The following is a 17,579-nucleotide window of genomic DNA, read 5'->3' as shown; positions in this document are numbered from 1 at the left end:
TTTTGAAACGCCCACAAATAAAACTACCCGTCATGAAAAGTCTAAACGTCGCCGTACTGTCCCTGCTGTTGTTCGCAGGCGCCGCAGCGAACGGCCGGCCGACTGCCGGCGATCCGGCCGCCCCGGTAAAAACGGAAACAGGCAAAGACTCCGTTACCGCAAAAGCCGACGTATTACCCTCTTTCCGCGGAGGACCGGAACGCCTTGCCGAATATCTCAGGGTCAACCTGCGTTACCCGAAAGAAGAGGTAGCCGCCGGAACGGAAGGCAGGGTTGTCGTCCGCATGGTTATTTCCAAAACGGGCGAAGTCCGGGAGCCGGAGATCGTTCAGTCGTTGTCTCCCGCCTGCGATGCCGAAGTAATACGCATCGTCCGTGCAATGCCGCGCTGGAAACCGGGTAAATCCGGCGGCCAACCGGTAAACGTCTATTTCACGCTGCCCGTCACTTTCAGGCTGCCGAAATAATCCGGAAAAGCAAAGTAAAAACACGGGGGCGCTGTCAACGGACAGCGCCCCGTGTTTTTACATCTACCCCTTGGATCGGCAATCAGCAAACGACATTGACGATCTTACCGGGAACGACCACCACCTTTTTCGGGGTTTTCCCTTCCAGGTACTTCCCGGCGGCGGGATCGGCCAGCACGGCCGCTTCGACCTCTTTCGGAGACAACGACAGCGACAGTTCCTTTTTAAACCGCATCTTTCCGTTAAACGATACCGGATATTCGAAACTATCTTCCACGAGGTATTTTTCGTCGTACTCCGGGAAACGAGCGTCGAAAACGGAAGTTCCGTGCCCCAATTGTTCCCAGACCTCTTCGGCAAGGTGCGGAGCGAACGGCGCGATCAGCACGACCAGCGGTTCGAGCACCGCGCGTTTCGCGCACTTCTGGTTGCTCAGTTCGTTCAGGCAGATCATAAAAGCGCTGACCGACGTATTGAACGAGAAATTTTCGATGTCTTCGGTCACTTTCCGAATCGTTTTATGCAGCGTCTTCAGCTCCCCGGCCGTCGGTTTTTCGTCGGTCAGAATCAACTTCCCGTCGCGGTCGAAGAACAGCCGCCAGAACCGGCGCAGGAACTTATGCACGCCGTCGATGCCGTTCGTATCCCACGGCTTGCTTTGTTCGAGCGGGCCGAGGAACATCTCGTACATCCGCAGCGTATCGGCCCCGTAATCGCGGACGATGTGGTCGGGGTTGACGACGTTGTACATCGATTTCGACATCTTCTCGATGGCCCAACCGCAAACGTATTTCCCGTCTTCGAGCACGAATTCGGCGTCGGCGTACTCGGGCATCCATTTGCGGAACGCGTCCAGATCGAGCACGTCGTTGCGCACGATGTTGACGTCCACGTGGATCTCCTGCGTATCGTACCCGTCTTTCAATCCTACGGAGACATATTTATTGGTTCCCTTGATCCGGTAGACGAAGTTCGAACGCCCCTGGATCATCCCCTGATTGATCAGCTTTTTGAAAGGTTCCGGCTCGCAGACGCAGCCTATGTCGTACAAAAACATATTCCAGAAACGCGAATACATCAAGTGTCCGGTCGCATGCTCGATGCCGCCGACGTACAGGTCCACGTTGCGCCAGTACTCGTCCGCCTCTTTCGAGACGAGTTCCTTGTCGTTATGCGGGTCCATGTAGCGCAGGTAGTAGGCCGACGATCCGGCGAAACCGGGCATCGTGCTCAGTTCGTACGGATACCCTTCGTCCGTATGCCAATCCTTCGCCCGCGCCAGCGGCGGTTCGCCGTCGGCCGTCGGGCCGAAATCCCGCATCGGAGGCAACTGCAACGGCAGCCGGTCTTCCGACAGCGGACAGGCGACGTCGTCCTTATAATAGATGGGAAACGGCTCTCCCCAGTAACGCTGTCGGCTGAAAATCGCGTCGCGCAGCCGATAGTTGACCCTACGACTGCCGAATCCGCGCTTCTCTATCTCGTCGATCATCGCAGGAATCGCTTCCCTGACATCCATACCGGTCAGGAATTCGGAGTTGATCATTGTTCCGGACTTGGCGTCGTACGACCCGACCGACAGGTCGCCGCCCTCGACCACCGGAACGATCGGCAGACCGAAGTGCTTTGCAAAGGCGTAATCGCGGCTATCGTGCGCAGGCACGGCCATGATCGCGCCCGTCCCGTAACCGGACAGCACGTAATCGCTGACATAAATAGGAATCTCCTTGCCGTTGAACGGATTGATCGCGTAGCCGCCGGTGAACTGGCCGCTCACGCGCTTGGTGTCGGCCATACGTTCCCTTTCGGAACGTTTTTTAGCTTCTTCCAGATAATTTTCGACGGCGTCCTTGTATTCCGGCGCGGTCAGTTTGCCGACCAGCTCGTGTTCCGGAGCCAGCACCATGAACGTAACCCCGAAAATGGTATCCGCCCGCGTCGTAAAGATTTCGAGTTGCTCGTCAAGCCCTTTCAATCCGAAAAACACCTGTGCCCCTTCGCTGCGGCCGATCCAGTTGCGCTGGATCTCTTTCAGCGAATCGCTCCACTCGAGCCGGTCGAGCCCGTCGAGCATCCGCTGCGCATAAGCCGTCACGCGCAGCAACCACTGTTTCATTCGCTTTTGCTCCACCGGGAAACCGCCGCGCACCGACAGCCCGTCCTTCACCTCGTCGTTAGCCAGCACCGTACCGAGCCCCGGACACCAGTTCACCATCGTATCGGCGCGGAACGCCAGCCGGTAATTCTGCAAGACATTCTCTTTTTCGGCCTCGCTCATGACTTTCCACTGGGCTGCCGTAAACGACATCTCCCGGGTGCAGGCTGCGTTCAGCCCCTCGGTTCCCGCCCGCTCGAACGCTTCGACCAGCTTCGAAATCGGCAGCGCCTTGTTCTCGTCATTGCAGTAAAAACTGTCGAACATTTTGAGGAAGGCCCATTGCGTCCAATGGTAATACCCCGGATCGCAGGTACGCACTTCTCGATCCCAGTCGAAACTGAACCCGATCTTATCCAACTGTTCGCGGTAGCGGTCGATGTTTTTCTCGGTCGTAACGGCCGGATGCTGCCCGGTCTGGATCGCATACTGTTCGGCCGGCAGTCCGAACGCGTCGTATCCCATCGGATGCAGCACGTTGAATCCTTTCAGCCGCTTGTAACGCGTATAAATGTCCGACGCGATATACCCCAGCGGGTGTCCGACATGCAGCCCCGCCCCCGACGGGTACGGAAACATATCCAGCACGTAGAACTTCGGCCGCGACGGATCGACTTCGACCTTGTAGGTTTTACGTTCGATCCAGCGTTTCTGCCACTTCTGTTCGATTTCCGCGAAATTGTACTCCATAAGCCCTTATTTTTTGCTTTTCATAATTGTCCGGTAGATGCCTTCGAGGTCGAAACCGCAGATACGGCGCAACTGTTCCTGCGTGCCCTGCCCGATGAAACGGTCGGGAATCCCGAGCAATTCCGCCTGCGGTCTGTAACCGTACGCATTCATAAATTCCAGCACGGCCGATCCGACTCCCCCCGTAACGGTTCCGTCTTCGACGACGACGATCCGCCCGAAACGCCTGCCTACCTCGTGCAAACAGGTCGCATCCAGCGGTTTGGCGAAACGCAGATCGATGTGGGCGGCCGAAACGCCATCGGCCGAGGCCCGTTCCACCGCTTCGGCTACCGTATTCCCCACATGCCCCAACGACAGCACCGCCACATCCGTCCCGTCGCGCAGCCAGCGACCGCGTCCCACCGGGATCTCGCGGAAAGGCTGCCGCCAGTCGGATCTCACGCCCGCCCCCCGCGGATAGCGGATCACGAACGGGCCGCGCCCGAGCGAAGCCGTATACATCAAGTTCCGCAGTTCGACCTCGTCCATCGGCGCCGCGACGGTAATGTCCGGAATCGAACGCATATAGGCGATATCGAACGCTCCCTGGTGCGTGGCGCCGTCCTCGCCGACCAGTCCGGCGCGGTCGAGGCACATCACCACGTTTAACCCCTGCAGCGCCACGTCGTGAATCACGTTATCGTAAGCCCGCTGCATGAACGACGAATAGATGTTACAGAACGGCACCATGCCGGCCGCAGCCAGACCCGCCGAGAAAGTCACGGCATGTCCTTCGGCGATCCCGACGTCGAAACAGCGCTCCGGCATCTCGCGCATCAGGATATTCAACCCGCAGCCGGTCGGCATCGCGGGGGTGATCCCCACGATCCGGTCGTTCGTCCGGGCCAATTCGAGGATCGTCTCCCCGAACACCTTTTGATAAAGAGGCGGCTCGTCGCCGTTGCCGCCGTGGGTCGCACGTTCCCCGGTTTCCGGATTGAAAACTCCCGGCGCATGCCATATTTTCTGATCCCGTTCCGCCGGACTGTATCCTTTTCCTTTGACGGTCAGCACGTGCAGTAATTTGGGACCTTTTATCTCCTTCAGATCCTGCAGCACACGGGTCAGTTGCCCTACGTCGTGTCCGTCCACCGGCCCGAAATAGCGGAAGCGCAAACTCTCGAACAGGTTGCTCTGCTGCAGGAAGCCCTGTTTCAGCGCATTACCCACTTTTTGGATCAGCCGTCTCAGCCGCGGAGTCCGCTCCATATGCGCCCACGCGCGGTTTTTCACGGCATTGTACCGTTTCGAAGTCGAAATGCTCAGCAGGTATTCTTTCAACGCGCCTACGTTCGGGTCGATCGCCATCCGGTTGTCGTTCAAGATCACCAGCAGATCGGTATTGGCCGCCCCGGCGTTGTTCAATCCTTCGAAAGCCAGCCCCCCGGTCAACGCTCCGTCGCCGATCACAGCCACCGCATGCCGCCGCTCGCCGCGCAAGGCCGTCGCCGTCGCGATGCCCAACGCCGCCGAAATGGAGGTCGAGGCATGCCCTCCCCCGAACGCGTCGTAAGCGCTCTCCTCCATCTTCGGGAATCCGCTCAGCCCGTTCAGCTTGCGGTTCATCCGGAAACTGTCGCGGCGGCCGGTGATGATCTTGTGGGCATAGGCCTGATGGCCCACGTCCCAGATCAGCTTGTCGTACGGCGTATCGAATACGTAATGCAACGCGGCGGTCAGCTCGACGACGCCGAGACTCGATCCCAGATGGCCGGGATTCAGCGCGAGCTGCTCGATGATGAATCGACGCAGCTCGTCGCAGTAGCCGACCAGTTCCTGCTGCGAAAGTTTCCGCAGATCGGCCGGAGAATCGATCCGGTAGAGGTATTTGTAGGATGATTCGGTCATTGGGGACCCTAAAAAACAATTTAGACGCAAAGGTAATAAATTACCGGCAAATATCGGCCCGCGGATAGTTTTTGTACATTCTAAATTGTTTTGTATCTTCGTGGCAGATATGCCGGCGGCGGATCGTTCCCGGTTCCGCCACGGACGGCGAAGCCGGCCGCCCAAAAACTTTGGATCTATGAAAAAACTGATTGTCCTCGGTTTGGTTGCCCTGACTGCGTTTTCATGCGTCTCAACCAAAAAATTCAATTCGATGAAAGCCGAAGCGCTGCGCTTGGAAGGGGAACTGACCGCTTCGAAAAGCCGCCTCGAAGATATGGGGGCCTTGAACGACAAACTGACGGCCGAGAAAATGCAGTTGATTGCCGACACCACGCGCCTGTCGAACGACCTGAAGGAGTGTAAGAAACGTTATAAGCAACTGTTGGCCGACGGTTCCGCCGAATCGGCGCGGATGTTGCGCGAACTCGAGGACAAGGAGATGGCGCTGAACGACCGCGTCCGCCGCGTGGCCGAACTCGAAGGGATGCTTAAAAGCCGCGAGGAGGCGATCGACGCCATCCGCCGCAAAGTGACCGACGCGCTGACCGGCTTCGAAGGCAAGGGATTGTCGATCTCGATCCGCAACGGCAACGTATACGTCTCGATGGACGACAAACTGCTATTCCGTTCGGGCAGTTTCGAAATTGACCCGAACGGCGCGCGCGCCGTCCGCGACCTGGCCGAAGTGCTGGCGCAGAACGCCGATATCAACGTGATGGTCGAGGGACATACGGACGACGTGCCCTACCGTCCGAACGGCCAGTTGAAGGACAACCTCGACCTGAGCGCGAAACGCGCCACGACCGTCGTGCGGCTGCTGCTCGAAAACAAAGGGATCGACCCGAACCGCATCATCGCCGCCGGACGCGGCGAATCGCTGCCCGTCGATCCGGCCAAAACGTCCGAAGCGCGCGCCAAAAACCGTCGCACCGAAATCATCCTGACGCCGAAGCTCGACGAGCTGATGCAACTGATGGAAAAACAATAAAAACGAAAACATGTCGATTTATAAACGCGTCCTGTTAAAACTCAGCGGCGAATCGCTGATGGGAGCTCAGAAATACGGTCTTTCTACCGAGGTGTTGAACCAATATGCCGAACAGATCCGAACAGTAGCCGCCACGGGCGTGCAGGTCGGCATCGTAATCGGAGGAGGCAATATCTTCCGCGGGCTGAGCGGAGTAAGCCGCGGATTCGACCGCGTCAAGGGCGACCAGATGGGGATGCTGGCGACCGTTATCAACTCGCTGGCGTTACAGGGCGCGCTCGAAAGCGCCGGAGCGAAAGCCCGGGTACTGACGTCGATCCGGATGGAACCGGTCGGGGAACTCTATACGAAGGCCAAAGCGCTGGAACTGATGGAAGCCGGCTGGATCGTCATCATCGCCGGCGGCACGGGCAATCCGTACTTCACGACCGACACGGCTTCGGCGCTGCGCGGCGTAGAGATCGAAGCGGAGGTACTGCTGAAAGGCACGCGCGTGGACGGCGTCTATACGGCCGACCCGGAAAAAGATCCGACGGCGACCAAATTCGCGGAGATCACGTTCGACGAAGTGTACCGTCGGCGGCTGAAAGTGATGGATCTCACGGCATTCACGATGTGCAAGGAGAACGACCTGCCGATCGTGGTATTCGACATGGACACGCCGGGCAACCTGCAAAAAGTGATCGCCGGCGAACCGATCGGAACGGTCGTGAAAAACGACTGACGTCTCGACGGTCCCTGCCGGGAAATCCCAGCGGCGGCATGATAACGAAAACACGTTTTTGACTTAAAACATACACGGACATGATAGAATCGAAAGAACTTCTCGACGCGGCCCAGGTGAAAATGGACAAAGTCATCGCCCACCTGACCGAAGAACTCGCATCGGTCAGAGCCGGCAAGGCGAGCGTCAACGTACTCAACGGCATCCTGGTCGAATATTACGGCACGCCGACGGACATCTCGCAGGTAGCCAGCATTACGGTGCCCGACGCCCGCACCGTACTGGTGCAGCCGTGGGAAAAGAAAATGATCCCGGTGATCGAGAAAGCCATCCTGGTCGCCAACATCGGCCTGACGCCGTCGAACAACGGCGAGCACATCCGGCTGAATATTCCGCCGCTGACCGAGGAGCGCCGTAAAGAGCTGGTAAAACAGATCAAGGCGGAAACCGAAACGGCCCGCGTAAGCCTGCGCGGCATCCGCCGCGACCTGGTCGACGCGTTCAAGAAAGCGCAAAAAGACGGTATGCCCGAGGACGCGGCGAAAGACGGCGAAGAGTCGGCCCAGAAACTGACCGACAAATACGCGAAGAAAGTGGACGACCTGTTCTCCGCTAAAGAGAAGGAGATCATGACGGTCTGACCGGCACTTCGTATCCGGAAAATCACAAAACCGCATTTTTGCATAAATGCGGTTTTTGCATTCGGCACAGAACCGACCGATTAAAAAAAAACAAACGTCTAAAGACACATGAAAAAAATAACGAAACTGTGGGGGTTGCTGTTGATCGCTCCGGCCCTGCTTTCATTCTCGCAGGGAGAAACGCCCTCCGCCGCCGACCGGGACGAAGTGCACCGCTTCATCCGGAACTCGTGGGACAAGACCGTCCGGTTCAACACCGAAGACGAAGGCACCCGCATCGGTCTCCCGTACCGCTACACCGTGCCGAGCATCAGCGGCGCATTCCAGGAGATGTACTACTGGGACACCTATTTCACCGGCGAGGGGCTGATCCTCGACGGGCATGTCGACCTGGCCCGGAGCAACGCCGAGAACATGCTCTACATGGTAGACCGTTTCGGTAAAATGTACAACGGCAACCTGACCGTATTCCAAAACCGTTCCCAGCCCCCGTTCCTGAGCATGATGATCGCCAGCGTCTACCGCAGCACCGGCGACAAGGAGTGGCTGCGCAAAGTGCTGCCGACGCTCGAAAAAGAGTACCGATTCTGGATGAGCGAACGGATCGCGCCGACCGGTCTGAACCGGTACGGGAACGAAGGCACCGACCGGGATAAGATGGATTTCGTCGACATGCTGAAAGTGCGCTTAGGCAGTCGTTTCAAGACGGACGGGCTCTCGCACCAAGAACTGCTGGACGTCGGCTCGCACTACATCGCCGAAGCCGAATCGGGTTGGGATTTCAATCCCCGGTTCCAGACGCGCTGCATGGACTTCTGCCCCGTCGATCTGAACGCGAACCTGTATCTGTACGAAAAGAATTTCGAATTTTTCGCGGATGAACTCGGCGACAAAGCCGCCGCAAAACGGTGGGCGCGCAAAGCGAAAGACCGTAAAAAACTAATCCGCAAGTACTGCCGAGACCCCCGAAACGGCATGTACTACGATTACGACTACGTGAACGGCAAGCGTTCCGACGTCGTTTCGGCGGCAGTGTTCAGCCTGCTGTATGCCGGAGCCGTCCCCATAAAGGACGCTCCGGGGATCGTCCGCGCGCTCGACGCGCTCGAATTCCCGCACGGTATCGCCGCCTGCGAGAACAAAGACTACCCGTACGCCTACCAATGGTCGTACCCGAACGGCTGGGCTCCGCTGCATTTCCTGGCGATCAAAGGCCTGGACAATTACGGTTTCCGCGAGGACGCCCGCCGCATCGCGTCGAAATACGCCGCTACGGTAATCCGTAATTTCCAGAAGACCCGCAACCTGTGGGAGAAGTACAACGTCGTGGAAGGCAACATCAACGTCAGCAACGAATACGAGATGCCGACCATGGTCGGCTGGACGGCAGGCACCTTCGTCTTTGCGACCGATTACCTCGACCGCACCGCCCGCTGAAGCCCTTATTCCGGCACGGAACTTGCTCTTTTCCCGGTTACGGCCCCGGGAGAGAATCGGATAGCTATCATTCTATCTTGGTATGTTTCGTGCATATGATTTTGTTATGTTTTTCTTATTCACTGGTGGTGCAGGTCGCAAAGCCTGTGATTCCCTTCCGGGGCTTTTTTTAACAAAAATAAAAACCTTTCGAACGTAAATTTCGAAAGGTTTTCATTTATTTACTCTTGTTTCGATTTTCTACGGGCCTCGTACCACTCCTGCCGGATTCCCCGTATTTTATTCCGATGCTCGATGATATCGTTTATTTGCGCATGGCGTTTCCGAAAAGCTTTGAACGTATCGACCGATACCTGGTATTTCCTGCAAACCGACACGATCGTCGCGCCGTTACGCAACATCTCGACGATTTCGGCGCAATTCTCGGACAGAATCCGGAACTTCGGGCAAAAACCTTTCCTTCGGCCGAGCTGCACGCCTTCGGCCTTGCGTAGGGCGAGCGCCTCCTTCGTACGCATCGAGATCAGGTTCCGTTCGATCTCCGCCACGAGACCGAAAGCGAAGCACAGGACTTTACTGTTGATCGTATCGTCAAAGGCATAACCGTCCTTGGTCGAATAAAGGGTAATCCCTTTATCCAAACAATGTCCCATGATCGTCATAATTTCCGTAAGCGTTCTGCTCAACCGCGAAATTTCGGTAACGATCAACGTATCGCCGTTTTTCAAACGCCGCAGAATACTTCCCAGCTTGCGGTCCTTTTGATCTTTCTTGCCGCTGACCACCTCCGTCACCCAACGATCGATTTCCATATTCCGGGTCTGGGCGAATCGAAGAATCTCATCTTGTTGATTTGACAGGTGTTGCTTCTCCGTACTGACTCTCAAATATCCAACCACCATAAGTTTTTATTCCAATAAATTTATTTCCACATACCCAACGGGGAAAGCCGGTTTAAATATAGCAAAAAACGGCGTATATACATTACAAAAAGATCGAAATACGGAGGAAAAGACGTTCATTTTTAACTGGTCGTTTTTAATTATCAGATAGATATTTATACTCGCATCGGTAGGTTTTCAACACGCTGATCTGTATTTTTTTATAAGAAATCTATTTTTTAATAAAAAAATTTGTATCTTAGTGGTTAAAGATCAACGTTTGAATCTGTTTGATTGCGATTAACAATCTAAAAACAAGGACATTAAAACATAAATACAAAAACTACTTGCATGTCACACGACTAAAAACAGTATCGGAAACTAATGAAAAGGAAGCGGACGCATGGCGAATAATTAACTTTCAAGGAGTAAAATTTGCCGTATTTTAAACAAAGAAACGATAAGCCGAAGCGATTAAGGGAAGAATGATGTGTCAAGGGTGGAGGATATCGGCATCTTTTATATTCTTTACGTACCGGAAACAAAGAAACTACACATACACTTGTCTAAATATTTCTTTTAACTTGTTTAATTATGAAAAAATTAGTCTTTTCGATTCAAGTATTCATCGTCACACTGCTGGCCGTACAGTTGACCAGTTGCGAGGGTTTCCCCGGACCGGAACCGATCTCGGAGCAATACGCCCGGCCCGAAGAGGTCATCGTACCGGGAGTTCCGGTAGTCAAAGGCGATGGAAAATCGATCTACCAACCCGCCTCTTCGAGCGATTTCCGTTATGCCGCAGCGATGATCGCCAATTCGAACGGCACGATGAGCGCCTGGTTCTCCACTCCGGGAGGAACGACCGGCTCGCTTCCCGCCGCTACCAGTCTGAACGGTTCCGGCGACGGAGGCGGTCCGTACCCCATGCACAGCAACGGCAACAGCGGGGCGATCAAATACACATTCAACCAATCGTTCTACGGATGGATCGTGGACTGTCCGGGATGGAGCACGAATACGGCCTGCTTCCACTGGGAGCTTTACCAATGGAATGACAACTACATTTCAACGGTAAGCGGAACCCCGATCGCCCAATACGACCACATGAACTACGCAGACAACAGCTCGCTGGAGATCAATACGAACAACAGCGGTTACGCCGACGAGACCGGGAACGTCAAATTCCCCGCCGGCACCTACCTGCTGTATATGGAACGCATCTCCGGAACCCCGGGTTGCTGGGGCGCCGGCATCGGGGAAAACATGACCGTATGGCACAATGGCACGGAGTTGAGCGGAACGCAGGCATTCAGGACAAAAGTCCAGTACGTTTCCCCGGCCGACGTAGGTTATTCGGCCCAGATCAGGTATTACACCGCATCGTCGGTAACGAACGATCTCACCTGGTCGGAAGACGATATCGTAGCCGTAGCGCCCACCGACAAAAAAGCCGACAGCTATTATGCAAAAGATCCCGCAGTGGTTAAAATCGGGGACTACTATTATATGGTCTACACGGGCTCGACGACCGTCGTGGAAACCACCGACAACGAACTGTTCGTTGCCCGCAGCGCGACCCCGGACGGGGAAAACTGGGAGAAATGGAACGGAACAGGTTGGGGAGGCGATCCCGCGGCGATCGTAAGCGCTAACCTGACGGCCGAAGAGACCTTCTTCGGCGTGGGAGAAGCCAGCCTGATCGTCAAAGACGGACAGATATACCTGTATTACACTTACAACGATCAGGCTATCGACGTCTACGACATCCACCTCGCCACGGCCAATGCCAGCGATTCGAACTGGCCCGCGGCACTCTCCGACAAAGGGAAAGTCATCGACCGCAATAAATTCGCGGCAAATTCCGTGAGCGGTTGCGATGTCAAATACGTCGAAGAGTTGAACTGTTTCCAGGCCATTCATGGAGTAAATGTCAACGAAGTGAACACCTACCTAGCCATATGGCAATCGACGGACGGCATCACCGGATGGGAACAGATCGGCATCGTCACCGACAATACCCGCGTCCGCCTGAAATATCCGCGGGTCGTAGGCAACGACCAGGGACATGTCACTTCCGCAGTACACCTGCTTACCTATCAGTACGGGATAAGCAGATCGAGCTGGAGAACTTGGATGAGTTCCTATCAATATGCCGAGTAAATCGGACAACCAACAGGGTAAGTGAAGTAAATTAATGGACAGTAGTTTTCGTTTTCTCTTCGGGTAAAAAATCCGGGATTCTCCCCCCAGTAATTCCGGGAATACCCTGTTTATCCGGAGAATTTAAAAGCCGCCCCGAGTGATTCCGGGCGGCTTTTTCATGAGTCGGGCGAACAGGCGTTCCGCAACACCGGCCGTTGCCGGCAGCGGTTCGCCGTTCGCTCTTTTTTGTCCGGATGCCGCCACCGCCGTTGCACGATAATTGCAGCGCCTTCCGATCTCAACCGGAGACTTATGAAAAAAATTCTCGCATTCGCCGTTCCGATACTGGTTTGCCTGCTGCTGGGCTACCTCGCCGGACTGATCCAGGCGGATTCCATCCGCGAATGGTATCCGACCCTGCGCAAACCGCCGCTGACGCCGCCGAATATCGTATTTCCCATCGCGTGGGGAATCCTTTACCTGTGCATGGGCATATCCGCCGGACTGATTTACCTTTCCAGCGCTCCGCAGAGAGACTTTCTGATCCGTCTTTTCTGCGTTCAACTGTTCTCGAATTTCATCTGGAGCTACCTGTTCTTCTACCTGCGAAATCCGCTGCTCGGTATGATCGATATTCTGACGCTCGACATATTCGTCATTTACTACCTGATCAAAAGTTATCCGGTCAGCAAAACCGCATCCGTCCTGTTCGCTCCTTATGCGCTGTGGGTACTGTTCGCCACCTACCTGAACGGCTACATCATGCTTACCAATTAGCAGTCCGCGCGCAAATATCCCGCGTCGTCGGGTCGGCGACGCGGGATATTTGCTTTTTATCGAACGACTTACAGGCCGGGATTGATCGCGGAACCGTTGACGTTCGTCCAGTCGGTAATCGTCGGATTGGAGATCGTAATGGCGGTACGGGCAATGCTGACCGCATAAGTGTATTTGGAGCCGGCCGCAAATGTCGTCGTCGTCAGCGACGCCGGCGGAACCGCAATGGCCGAAGTTCCTCCTTCGTTGAGATTGATCGCCAGAGTCGGCGCCTGGCTGTAAGTGCCGGGGAGCACCAGCACGTAAACCGAAGCAGACGTCGCGCTGAGCGTCACGGTCGCGCCCGGCGTCATCGTAGTCGTATTGGTCACGCCGCTGCCCGGCGTGATCGCACCGGTGGAAAGCGCGATGGTCGAATTGCCGTCGGTCGTATAGACCTTATCCGAACTTCCCGCAGCGACCGTAAAAGAGGTCAGCGTCGTGTTCGCCGCGATACTGCTGTTGATGGTGATATCGAACTCGAGCAGCGAGAGCGCATGGGTAAAAACAAGACCGACCGCTCCGGCCGAGCGAAGCACCCCGGAAGAAGCCAGGTTGTTCGAGATCAACAGGTCGAGCGCCGGGTTGACGGTTCCCGTCTGCACATTCAGCGCAGGCACCTTCACCGCCGAAGCCGAACTGTTGCCCGAGGCATAAGGCGAATAAGCGAGAAAAGTATGAGGAGTGGTGGCCGGAGCCCCCCAGTAAATCGGACTGTCGGCGCTCCAAGTCGCGCTCGCGCCGTTCCCGGTCGCGGAAAAGGAAACGTTCACGGCAGCGGGAACCGACTGCGTGCAAAACAGCCCGAGCTGGTCGCCGCTTTTCCACGCCGCCGTGCTGCCGGTAATCGTCGTTTTGGATTCGGGGATAACGTCGGAGACCGGCTTCGAGTCGGCGATTCCGGCCAGGATCGTAATTTGTTGCCCGTCGTCGGCCGTGGGCCGGCATTCGTCGTCGCGGTCGCAGGCGATCCACGCCGCGGCAACCGCCGTCAGGAATAACATCTTTTTCATAACCGATTAATTTTAATGGATAAAACTTTTATTCGATAAATTTATCACCGTGTCCCGCTCGATCGTTACGGGCAATTTCCCCGCAGCGCCGCACGGCTGCGGAACTTTCGTGATGATCCCGCCGATTTTGACATTGTAAACATATTTGGTTCCGGCCGAGAAGGTGTTGTTCGACAGGTTCGCGTAATCCGTATCCTGATTGCTGCCTATCAGCGGGGCAACGGTGAACTTGACAGCCGGCACGGGATTGAGGTATTGTCCCGGAAGCGCCAGCACATAGACCGTCACGGGAATGCTGCCGATCAGCCCGGTCGAAGGGATGCTTTTGGTCAGGGTCTGCGCGTAGACGGAGCTGTTGTTCGCCGCCGCCTGCACGGCGCCGGTTACGAGGTTGTAACCGATCTGGGCGACCGTATTCACGGTATTGACGATGCCGTAACCGGACGATCCGCTCGCCGTATTTCCGCCCCGCAGCGTCAGGCTCTTCAGCGTATAGGTATTGATGACTCCCATCGTAATGTTGAACTGCAACACCGAAAACGCATGTGAAAAAACGAACGCTACCGAGGAACCCGCCGGATAGGCCTGTTGCTTCGGCCCCGTCACGAGCATGTCGCAGGCAACGTCGACCGCCGTCGATACCTGCTGGTTCGCCAGCACCGGCATCGGCACTACGTTGGACTGATTCGACGCATTGTACGGATAGTAAGCATAGAAGGTGTGCGTGGCGGTACGGTTGTACCAGTACATCGGGGTCGTCGTACTCCACGCGCTGCCGTTATAAGAAAAAAGCACGTTACTGCGGCCTGTCAGGGTCTCGCTGATGCCGATCCGGTCGCCGGAAACGAACGAAACGGCGCTGCCACTCGCGCTGGTTTTAGATGCCGGGGCCGCCGGGCGAACTCCCCCCGACACTTCGACAGCCAGCTCCGGCACCGGCGGATCTTCCTCCGTCCAACCGGTACATCCGGCCAGGAAAACAACCGAAAAAAGCAGTGCGCGCATCATCCGAGTGAATAACCATGTATTACGATTATAACATAAACGCTGCCAAACCTTACCGGACGACCGCCCCGCCCTCCGGCGGGCTTCGTTGCAAAAAACAATATTTTGAGCTAAATTTGCGGAAGCATACAGAGTACAATTCAATTCAACCGAATCCGGCATGAAATCAAAAATCAAAGTCAATCATCCCGTTGTGGAGCTCGATGGCGACGAAATGACCCGCGTCATCTGGAAATTCATCAAAGACAAGCTGATCCTTCCCTACCTCGACCTGGATATCAAATATTACGATCTAAGCATCCAAAACCGCGATGCCACCGACGACCGGGTTACCGTAGAAGCCGCCGAGGCGATCAAAAAATACAACGTCGGCATCAAGTGCGCCACCATTACGCCGGACGAAGCGCGCGTCCGGGAGTTCGGTTTGAAAAAGATGTGGAAGTCGCCGAACGGCACGATCCGCAACATCCTCGACGGAACGGTCTTCCGCGAACCGATCATCTGCCGCAACGTGCCGCGCCTGGTGCCCGGATGGACCCGTCCGATCTGCATCGGGCGTCACGCTTTCGGCGACCAATACCGCGCGACGGACGTCGTTACGAAAGGTCCCGGCAAACTGACCATGACCTTCACCGGCGAGAACGGAGAGAGCCGGTCGTGGGAAGTGTACGATTTCAAGGGCGACGGCGTGGCGCTGTGCATGTACAACACCGACGCGTCGATCCGCGGTTTCGCTCACGCCTGTTTCAACATGGCCCTCAGCAAGAAATGGCCGCTGTACCTGAGCACGAAAAATACGATTCTGAAAAAATACGACGGCCGTTTCAAAGACATTTTCGAAGAGATCTACCGCAACGACTACAAGCAGCGGATGGACGAGCTGGGACTGGTCTACGAACACCGGCTGATCGACGACATGGTCGCTTCGGCGCTGAAATGGAACGGCGGCTTCGTATGGGCCTGCAAGAACTACGACGGCGACGTGCAGTCGGACACCGTCGCGCAGGGCTTCGGCTCGCTGGGGCTGATGACCTCGGTGCTGGTCACTTCGGACGGCAAGACGATGGAAGCCGAAGCGGCGCACGGCACCGTGACCCGCCACTACCGGATGCACCAGCGGGGCGAGGAGACCTCGACCAACCCGATCGCGTCGATATTCGCCTGGACGCGCGGTCTGGCGCACCGTGCCGCACTCGACGGCAACGAAGCCCTGGCGCATTTTTCCCGCGCGCTCGAAGAAGTTTGCGTCGAGACGGTCGAATCGGGCAAGATGACCAAAGACCTGGCGCTGCTGGTCAAGGGGTCGAAAGTTTCCCGCGAAGATTACCTCAACACCGAAGAGTTCCTCGCGGCGCTCGACGACAACCTGCGCAAGAAACTGGCGTAAAATGCGTTCCCCTTCCGTATTGCGGCGGCCCGGCTTCGGAAAAAGCCGGGCCGCCCGTTATATGATACTGCCAAAGTCCTTCGCCGGATTCTCCCCCGGAACGGATTCACAGCCGGTCTTTGTTCCGATAGCGGTAGCGCAGAAACAGAACGCCCGTTACGATCAGCGCGGCGGAGAGTCCCGTATAAAATACGGCGATAAACGTCTCCGGCAGCCAGCGGCACGTCCGAGCCAGGATACCGAACAGAATCATGAAGCACATCACGATCCACCCCTTCGCATCGAAAAACGAAAACGGGCAGTTCCGGTCGCCTTTCCGCTCGATCCGCTGCGTATGTTTGTAAAACAGACGTTTGAAAACCAGGTTGAAGAACAACAGGAACACGACGATCGCCTCCCCCGCCCGGAACAATCCGTAATGGGACTGACTCGCCCACGTGACCACTCCGATCCGCAGAATATTCGCCCCGGCCACGATCCAGACGATCCCGGCCGTCACGAGCAGCGCCCGCCTGTTGACCCCGAACTTACGGGCACGTTTTTCCATAAGCGTTCTTTGTCCGGCAAATTTATCAAATAATCCGCCAAAAACAGCGGGCCGCCGCTCGCAGGCCGCCGCCGGCCGGAGAACGGCAGCCCGGCAAACCGCCCCGTCCCGAAAAGATCGCCCTGCGGACAGCGGGAAAATACAAGCAGGAGGCGGGCGGCTCCCCGTTTTCGGGAAGAATCCGCCGCAAAAATTTTGCAATAATCGAAAAGTGTATTAAATTTGCACGCTGTCCGAAAGAAACGGGCAGTAAAACGGTGGACGTAGCTCAGTTGGTTAGAGCGTCGGATTGTGGTTCCGAAGGTCGTGGGTTCGAGACCCATCTTCCACCCTGTCGGATTTATCCGCAAAAGCGCCTTTAAAAAGGGCGCTTTTTTATTGTCCGGTTTGCCTTACCGCTTCCAACGCGGACGCTGCCCCCGTCCCGCAAAACGCGCCCCATCCAACCCGAACGATTTGTCCGGCAATCCATTGCCGCCGCCCGATCCGCACGCCGGCCGCCGCGTCCAGCGGCAAACCGGAATTGAAACGTACGGATAATCGCGCCGCCCATATTAAACGAACTCCTCCTTTTTGAATACGAAACGCACGACGGGGCCCGTCCCCATGTCCGACCAGTCGAGAAACTCCAGTTCGACCGGGGTCAGCTTATCGACCAGCACCGGGCGGCCTTCGTGCAGCAGCCACCCGCGCGGTCGGTCGAACGCGTAGGGAACCGTAGCGACTTTCAGATACGATTCGTAACGGTCCA

The 17,579-nt window shown here is 56.2% G+C and carries 15 protein-coding genes and 1 tRNA gene; 9 read left to right on the top strand and 7 right to left on the bottom strand.

The features are described 5' to 3' along the window. Window positions 1-32: 32 nt before the first annotated feature. Entirely contained in the window at window positions 33-467 is a 435-nt protein-coding gene (locus C1A08_RS04430) for an energy transducer TonB (protein WP_055205211.1), read from the top strand. A gap of 82 nt (window positions 468-549) precedes the next feature. Here the strand turns inward: C1A08_RS04430 and leuS are convergent, their stop codons facing one another. Continuing rightward, window positions 550-3,312 carry a leucine--tRNA ligase gene (gene leuS, locus C1A08_RS04425; protein ID WP_101571683.1) on the bottom strand — a complete coding sequence of 921 codons (2,763 nt, stop codon included), beginning with the start codon at window positions 3,310-3,312 and terminating at the stop codon, window positions 550-552. A 6-nt stretch (window positions 3,313-3,318) separates the two neighbouring features. Continuing rightward, the gene (dxs, locus tag C1A08_RS04420; protein ID WP_101571681.1) at window positions 3,319-5,202 is read right to left on the bottom strand and encodes a 1-deoxy-D-xylulose-5-phosphate synthase; all 1,884 of its coding nucleotides are present in this window, start codon (window positions 5,200-5,202) and stop codon (window positions 3,319-3,321) included. Window positions 5,203-5,380: 178 nt separating this feature from the next. Between dxs and C1A08_RS04415 the strand changes: the two genes are divergently transcribed. The 4 genes from C1A08_RS04415 to C1A08_RS04400 all read left to right on the top strand — a co-directional run bounded on the left by C1A08_RS04415 (window position 5,381) and on the right by C1A08_RS04400 (window position 9,034). Continuing rightward, window positions 5,381-6,232: an OmpA/MotB family protein gene (locus C1A08_RS04415; protein WP_228385751.1), complete on the top strand. Its 852-nt coding sequence runs from the start codon at window positions 5,381-5,383 to the stop codon at window positions 6,230-6,232. A 10-nt stretch (window positions 6,233-6,242) separates the two neighbouring features. Further along, window positions 6,243-6,956, top strand: coding sequence for a UMP kinase (pyrH, locus tag C1A08_RS04410; protein WP_055205207.1), 714 nt, complete (start codon window positions 6,243-6,245; stop codon window positions 6,954-6,956). A gap of 80 nt (window positions 6,957-7,036) precedes the next feature. Next, window positions 7,037-7,597, top strand: coding sequence for a ribosome recycling factor (frr, locus tag C1A08_RS04405; protein ID WP_153497806.1), 561 nt, complete (start codon window positions 7,037-7,039; stop codon window positions 7,595-7,597). A gap of 108 nt (window positions 7,598-7,705) precedes the next feature. Then, entirely contained in the window at window positions 7,706-9,034 is a 1,329-nt protein-coding gene (locus C1A08_RS04400) for a trehalase family glycosidase (RefSeq protein WP_101571679.1), read from the top strand. A gap of 221 nt (window positions 9,035-9,255) precedes the next feature. Here C1A08_RS04400 and C1A08_RS04395 read toward each other — a convergent pair whose 3' ends face one another. Then, a complete protein-coding gene (locus C1A08_RS04395) occupies window positions 9,256-9,936 on the bottom strand; it encodes a recombinase family protein (protein WP_101571677.1) in 681 nt (226 codons plus the stop codon). 573 nt (window positions 9,937-10,509) lie between these two features. On the opposite strand from C1A08_RS04395, the gene C1A08_RS04390 reads away from it, so the two are divergent. Then, window positions 10,510-12,078, top strand: a complete 1,569-nt coding sequence (locus tag C1A08_RS04390) for a hypothetical protein (RefSeq protein WP_101571675.1) — start codon at window positions 10,510-10,512, stop codon at window positions 12,076-12,078. Window positions 12,079-12,372: 294 nt separating this feature from the next. Continuing rightward, complete coding sequence (locus C1A08_RS04385; RefSeq protein ID WP_055205203.1) at window positions 12,373-12,837, top strand: TspO/MBR family protein; 465 nt, start codon at window positions 12,373-12,375, stop codon at window positions 12,835-12,837. Between the two features lie 68 nt (window positions 12,838-12,905). Here C1A08_RS04385 and C1A08_RS04380 read toward each other — a convergent pair whose 3' ends face one another. Together C1A08_RS04380 and C1A08_RS04375 are read right to left on the bottom strand one after the other, a co-directional pair. After that, window positions 12,906-13,889, bottom strand: a complete 984-nt coding sequence (locus C1A08_RS04380) for a fimbrillin family protein (protein ID WP_101571673.1) — start codon at window positions 13,887-13,889, stop codon at window positions 12,906-12,908. A 12-nt stretch (window positions 13,890-13,901) separates the two neighbouring features. Then, complete coding sequence (locus tag C1A08_RS04375; RefSeq protein ID WP_180951522.1) at window positions 13,902-14,897, bottom strand: fimbrillin family protein; 996 nt, start codon at window positions 14,895-14,897, stop codon at window positions 13,902-13,904. A 157-nt stretch (window positions 14,898-15,054) separates the two neighbouring features. On the opposite strand from C1A08_RS04375, the gene C1A08_RS04370 reads away from it, so the two are divergent. Continuing rightward, the gene (locus C1A08_RS04370; protein WP_101571669.1) at window positions 15,055-16,281 is read left to right on the top strand and encodes an isocitrate dehydrogenase (NADP(+)); all 1,227 of its coding nucleotides are present in this window, start codon (window positions 15,055-15,057) and stop codon (window positions 16,279-16,281) included. A 106-nt stretch (window positions 16,282-16,387) separates the two neighbouring features. On the opposite strand, the gene C1A08_RS04365 is transcribed toward C1A08_RS04370, so the two are convergent. Continuing rightward, the gene (locus C1A08_RS04365; protein ID WP_101571667.1) at window positions 16,388-16,828 is read right to left on the bottom strand and encodes a hypothetical protein; all 441 of its coding nucleotides are present in this window, start codon (window positions 16,826-16,828) and stop codon (window positions 16,388-16,390) included. Window positions 16,829-17,084: 256 nt separating this feature from the next. On the opposite strand from C1A08_RS04365, the gene C1A08_RS04360 reads away from it, so the two are divergent. Then, a tRNA-His gene (locus C1A08_RS04360) sits at window positions 17,085-17,160 on the top strand. 222 nt (window positions 17,161-17,382) lie between these two features. On the opposite strand, the gene C1A08_RS13205 is transcribed toward C1A08_RS04360, so the two are convergent. Further along, a partial coding sequence (locus tag C1A08_RS13205) for a hypothetical protein (RefSeq protein ID WP_180951521.1) occupies window positions 17,383-17,579 on the bottom strand: 197 nt, incomplete at its 5' end.

Origin of the sequence: Alistipes sp. cv1, assembly GCF_900240235.1 — a bacterium.
Lineage (GTDB): Bacteria > Bacteroidota > Bacteroidia > Bacteroidales > Rikenellaceae > Alistipes_A > Alistipes_A hominis.
This window is presented reverse-complemented; position numbering and strand designations above follow the sequence as displayed.

What these genes read in the sequence shown, in the direction of transcription:
- C1A08_RS04395 (WP_101571677.1), bottom strand. Translation starts at nt 9,936, where the DNA reads ATGGTGGTTGGATATTTGAGAGTCAGTACGGAGAAGCAACACCTGTCA.
- C1A08_RS04385 (WP_055205203.1), top strand. Translation starts at nt 12,373, where the DNA reads ATGAAAAAAATTCTCGCATTCGCCGTTCCGATACTGGTTTGCCTGCTG.
- dxs (WP_101571681.1), bottom strand. Translation starts at nt 5,202, where the DNA reads ATGACCGAATCATCCTACAAATACCTCTACCGGATCGATTCTCCGGCC.
- frr (WP_153497806.1), top strand. Translation starts at nt 7,037, where the DNA reads ATGATAGAATCGAAAGAACTTCTCGACGCGGCCCAGGTGAAAATGGAC.
- pyrH (WP_055205207.1), top strand. Translation starts at nt 6,243, where the DNA reads ATGTCGATTTATAAACGCGTCCTGTTAAAACTCAGCGGCGAATCGCTG.
- C1A08_RS04415 (WP_228385751.1), top strand. Translation starts at nt 5,381, where the DNA reads ATGAAAAAACTGATTGTCCTCGGTTTGGTTGCCCTGACTGCGTTTTCA.
- C1A08_RS04390 (WP_101571675.1), top strand. Translation starts at nt 10,510, where the DNA reads ATGAAAAAATTAGTCTTTTCGATTCAAGTATTCATCGTCACACTGCTG.
- C1A08_RS04380 (WP_101571673.1), bottom strand. Translation starts at nt 13,889, where the DNA reads ATGAAAAAGATGTTATTCCTGACGGCGGTTGCCGCGGCGTGGATCGCC.
- C1A08_RS04370 (WP_101571669.1), top strand. Translation starts at nt 15,055, where the DNA reads ATGAAATCAAAAATCAAAGTCAATCATCCCGTTGTGGAGCTCGATGGC.
- C1A08_RS04430 (WP_055205211.1), top strand. Translation starts at nt 33, where the DNA reads ATGAAAAGTCTAAACGTCGCCGTACTGTCCCTGCTGTTGTTCGCAGGC.
- C1A08_RS04375 (WP_180951522.1), bottom strand. Translation starts at nt 14,897, where the DNA reads ATGATGCGCGCACTGCTTTTTTCGGTTGTTTTCCTGGCCGGATGTACC.
- C1A08_RS04365 (WP_101571667.1), bottom strand. Translation starts at nt 16,828, where the DNA reads ATGGAAAAACGTGCCCGTAAGTTCGGGGTCAACAGGCGGGCGCTGCTC.
- C1A08_RS04400 (WP_101571679.1), top strand. Translation starts at nt 7,706, where the DNA reads ATGAAAAAAATAACGAAACTGTGGGGGTTGCTGTTGATCGCTCCGGCC.
- leuS (WP_101571683.1), bottom strand. Translation starts at nt 3,312, where the DNA reads ATGGAGTACAATTTCGCGGAAATCGAACAGAAGTGGCAGAAACGCTGG.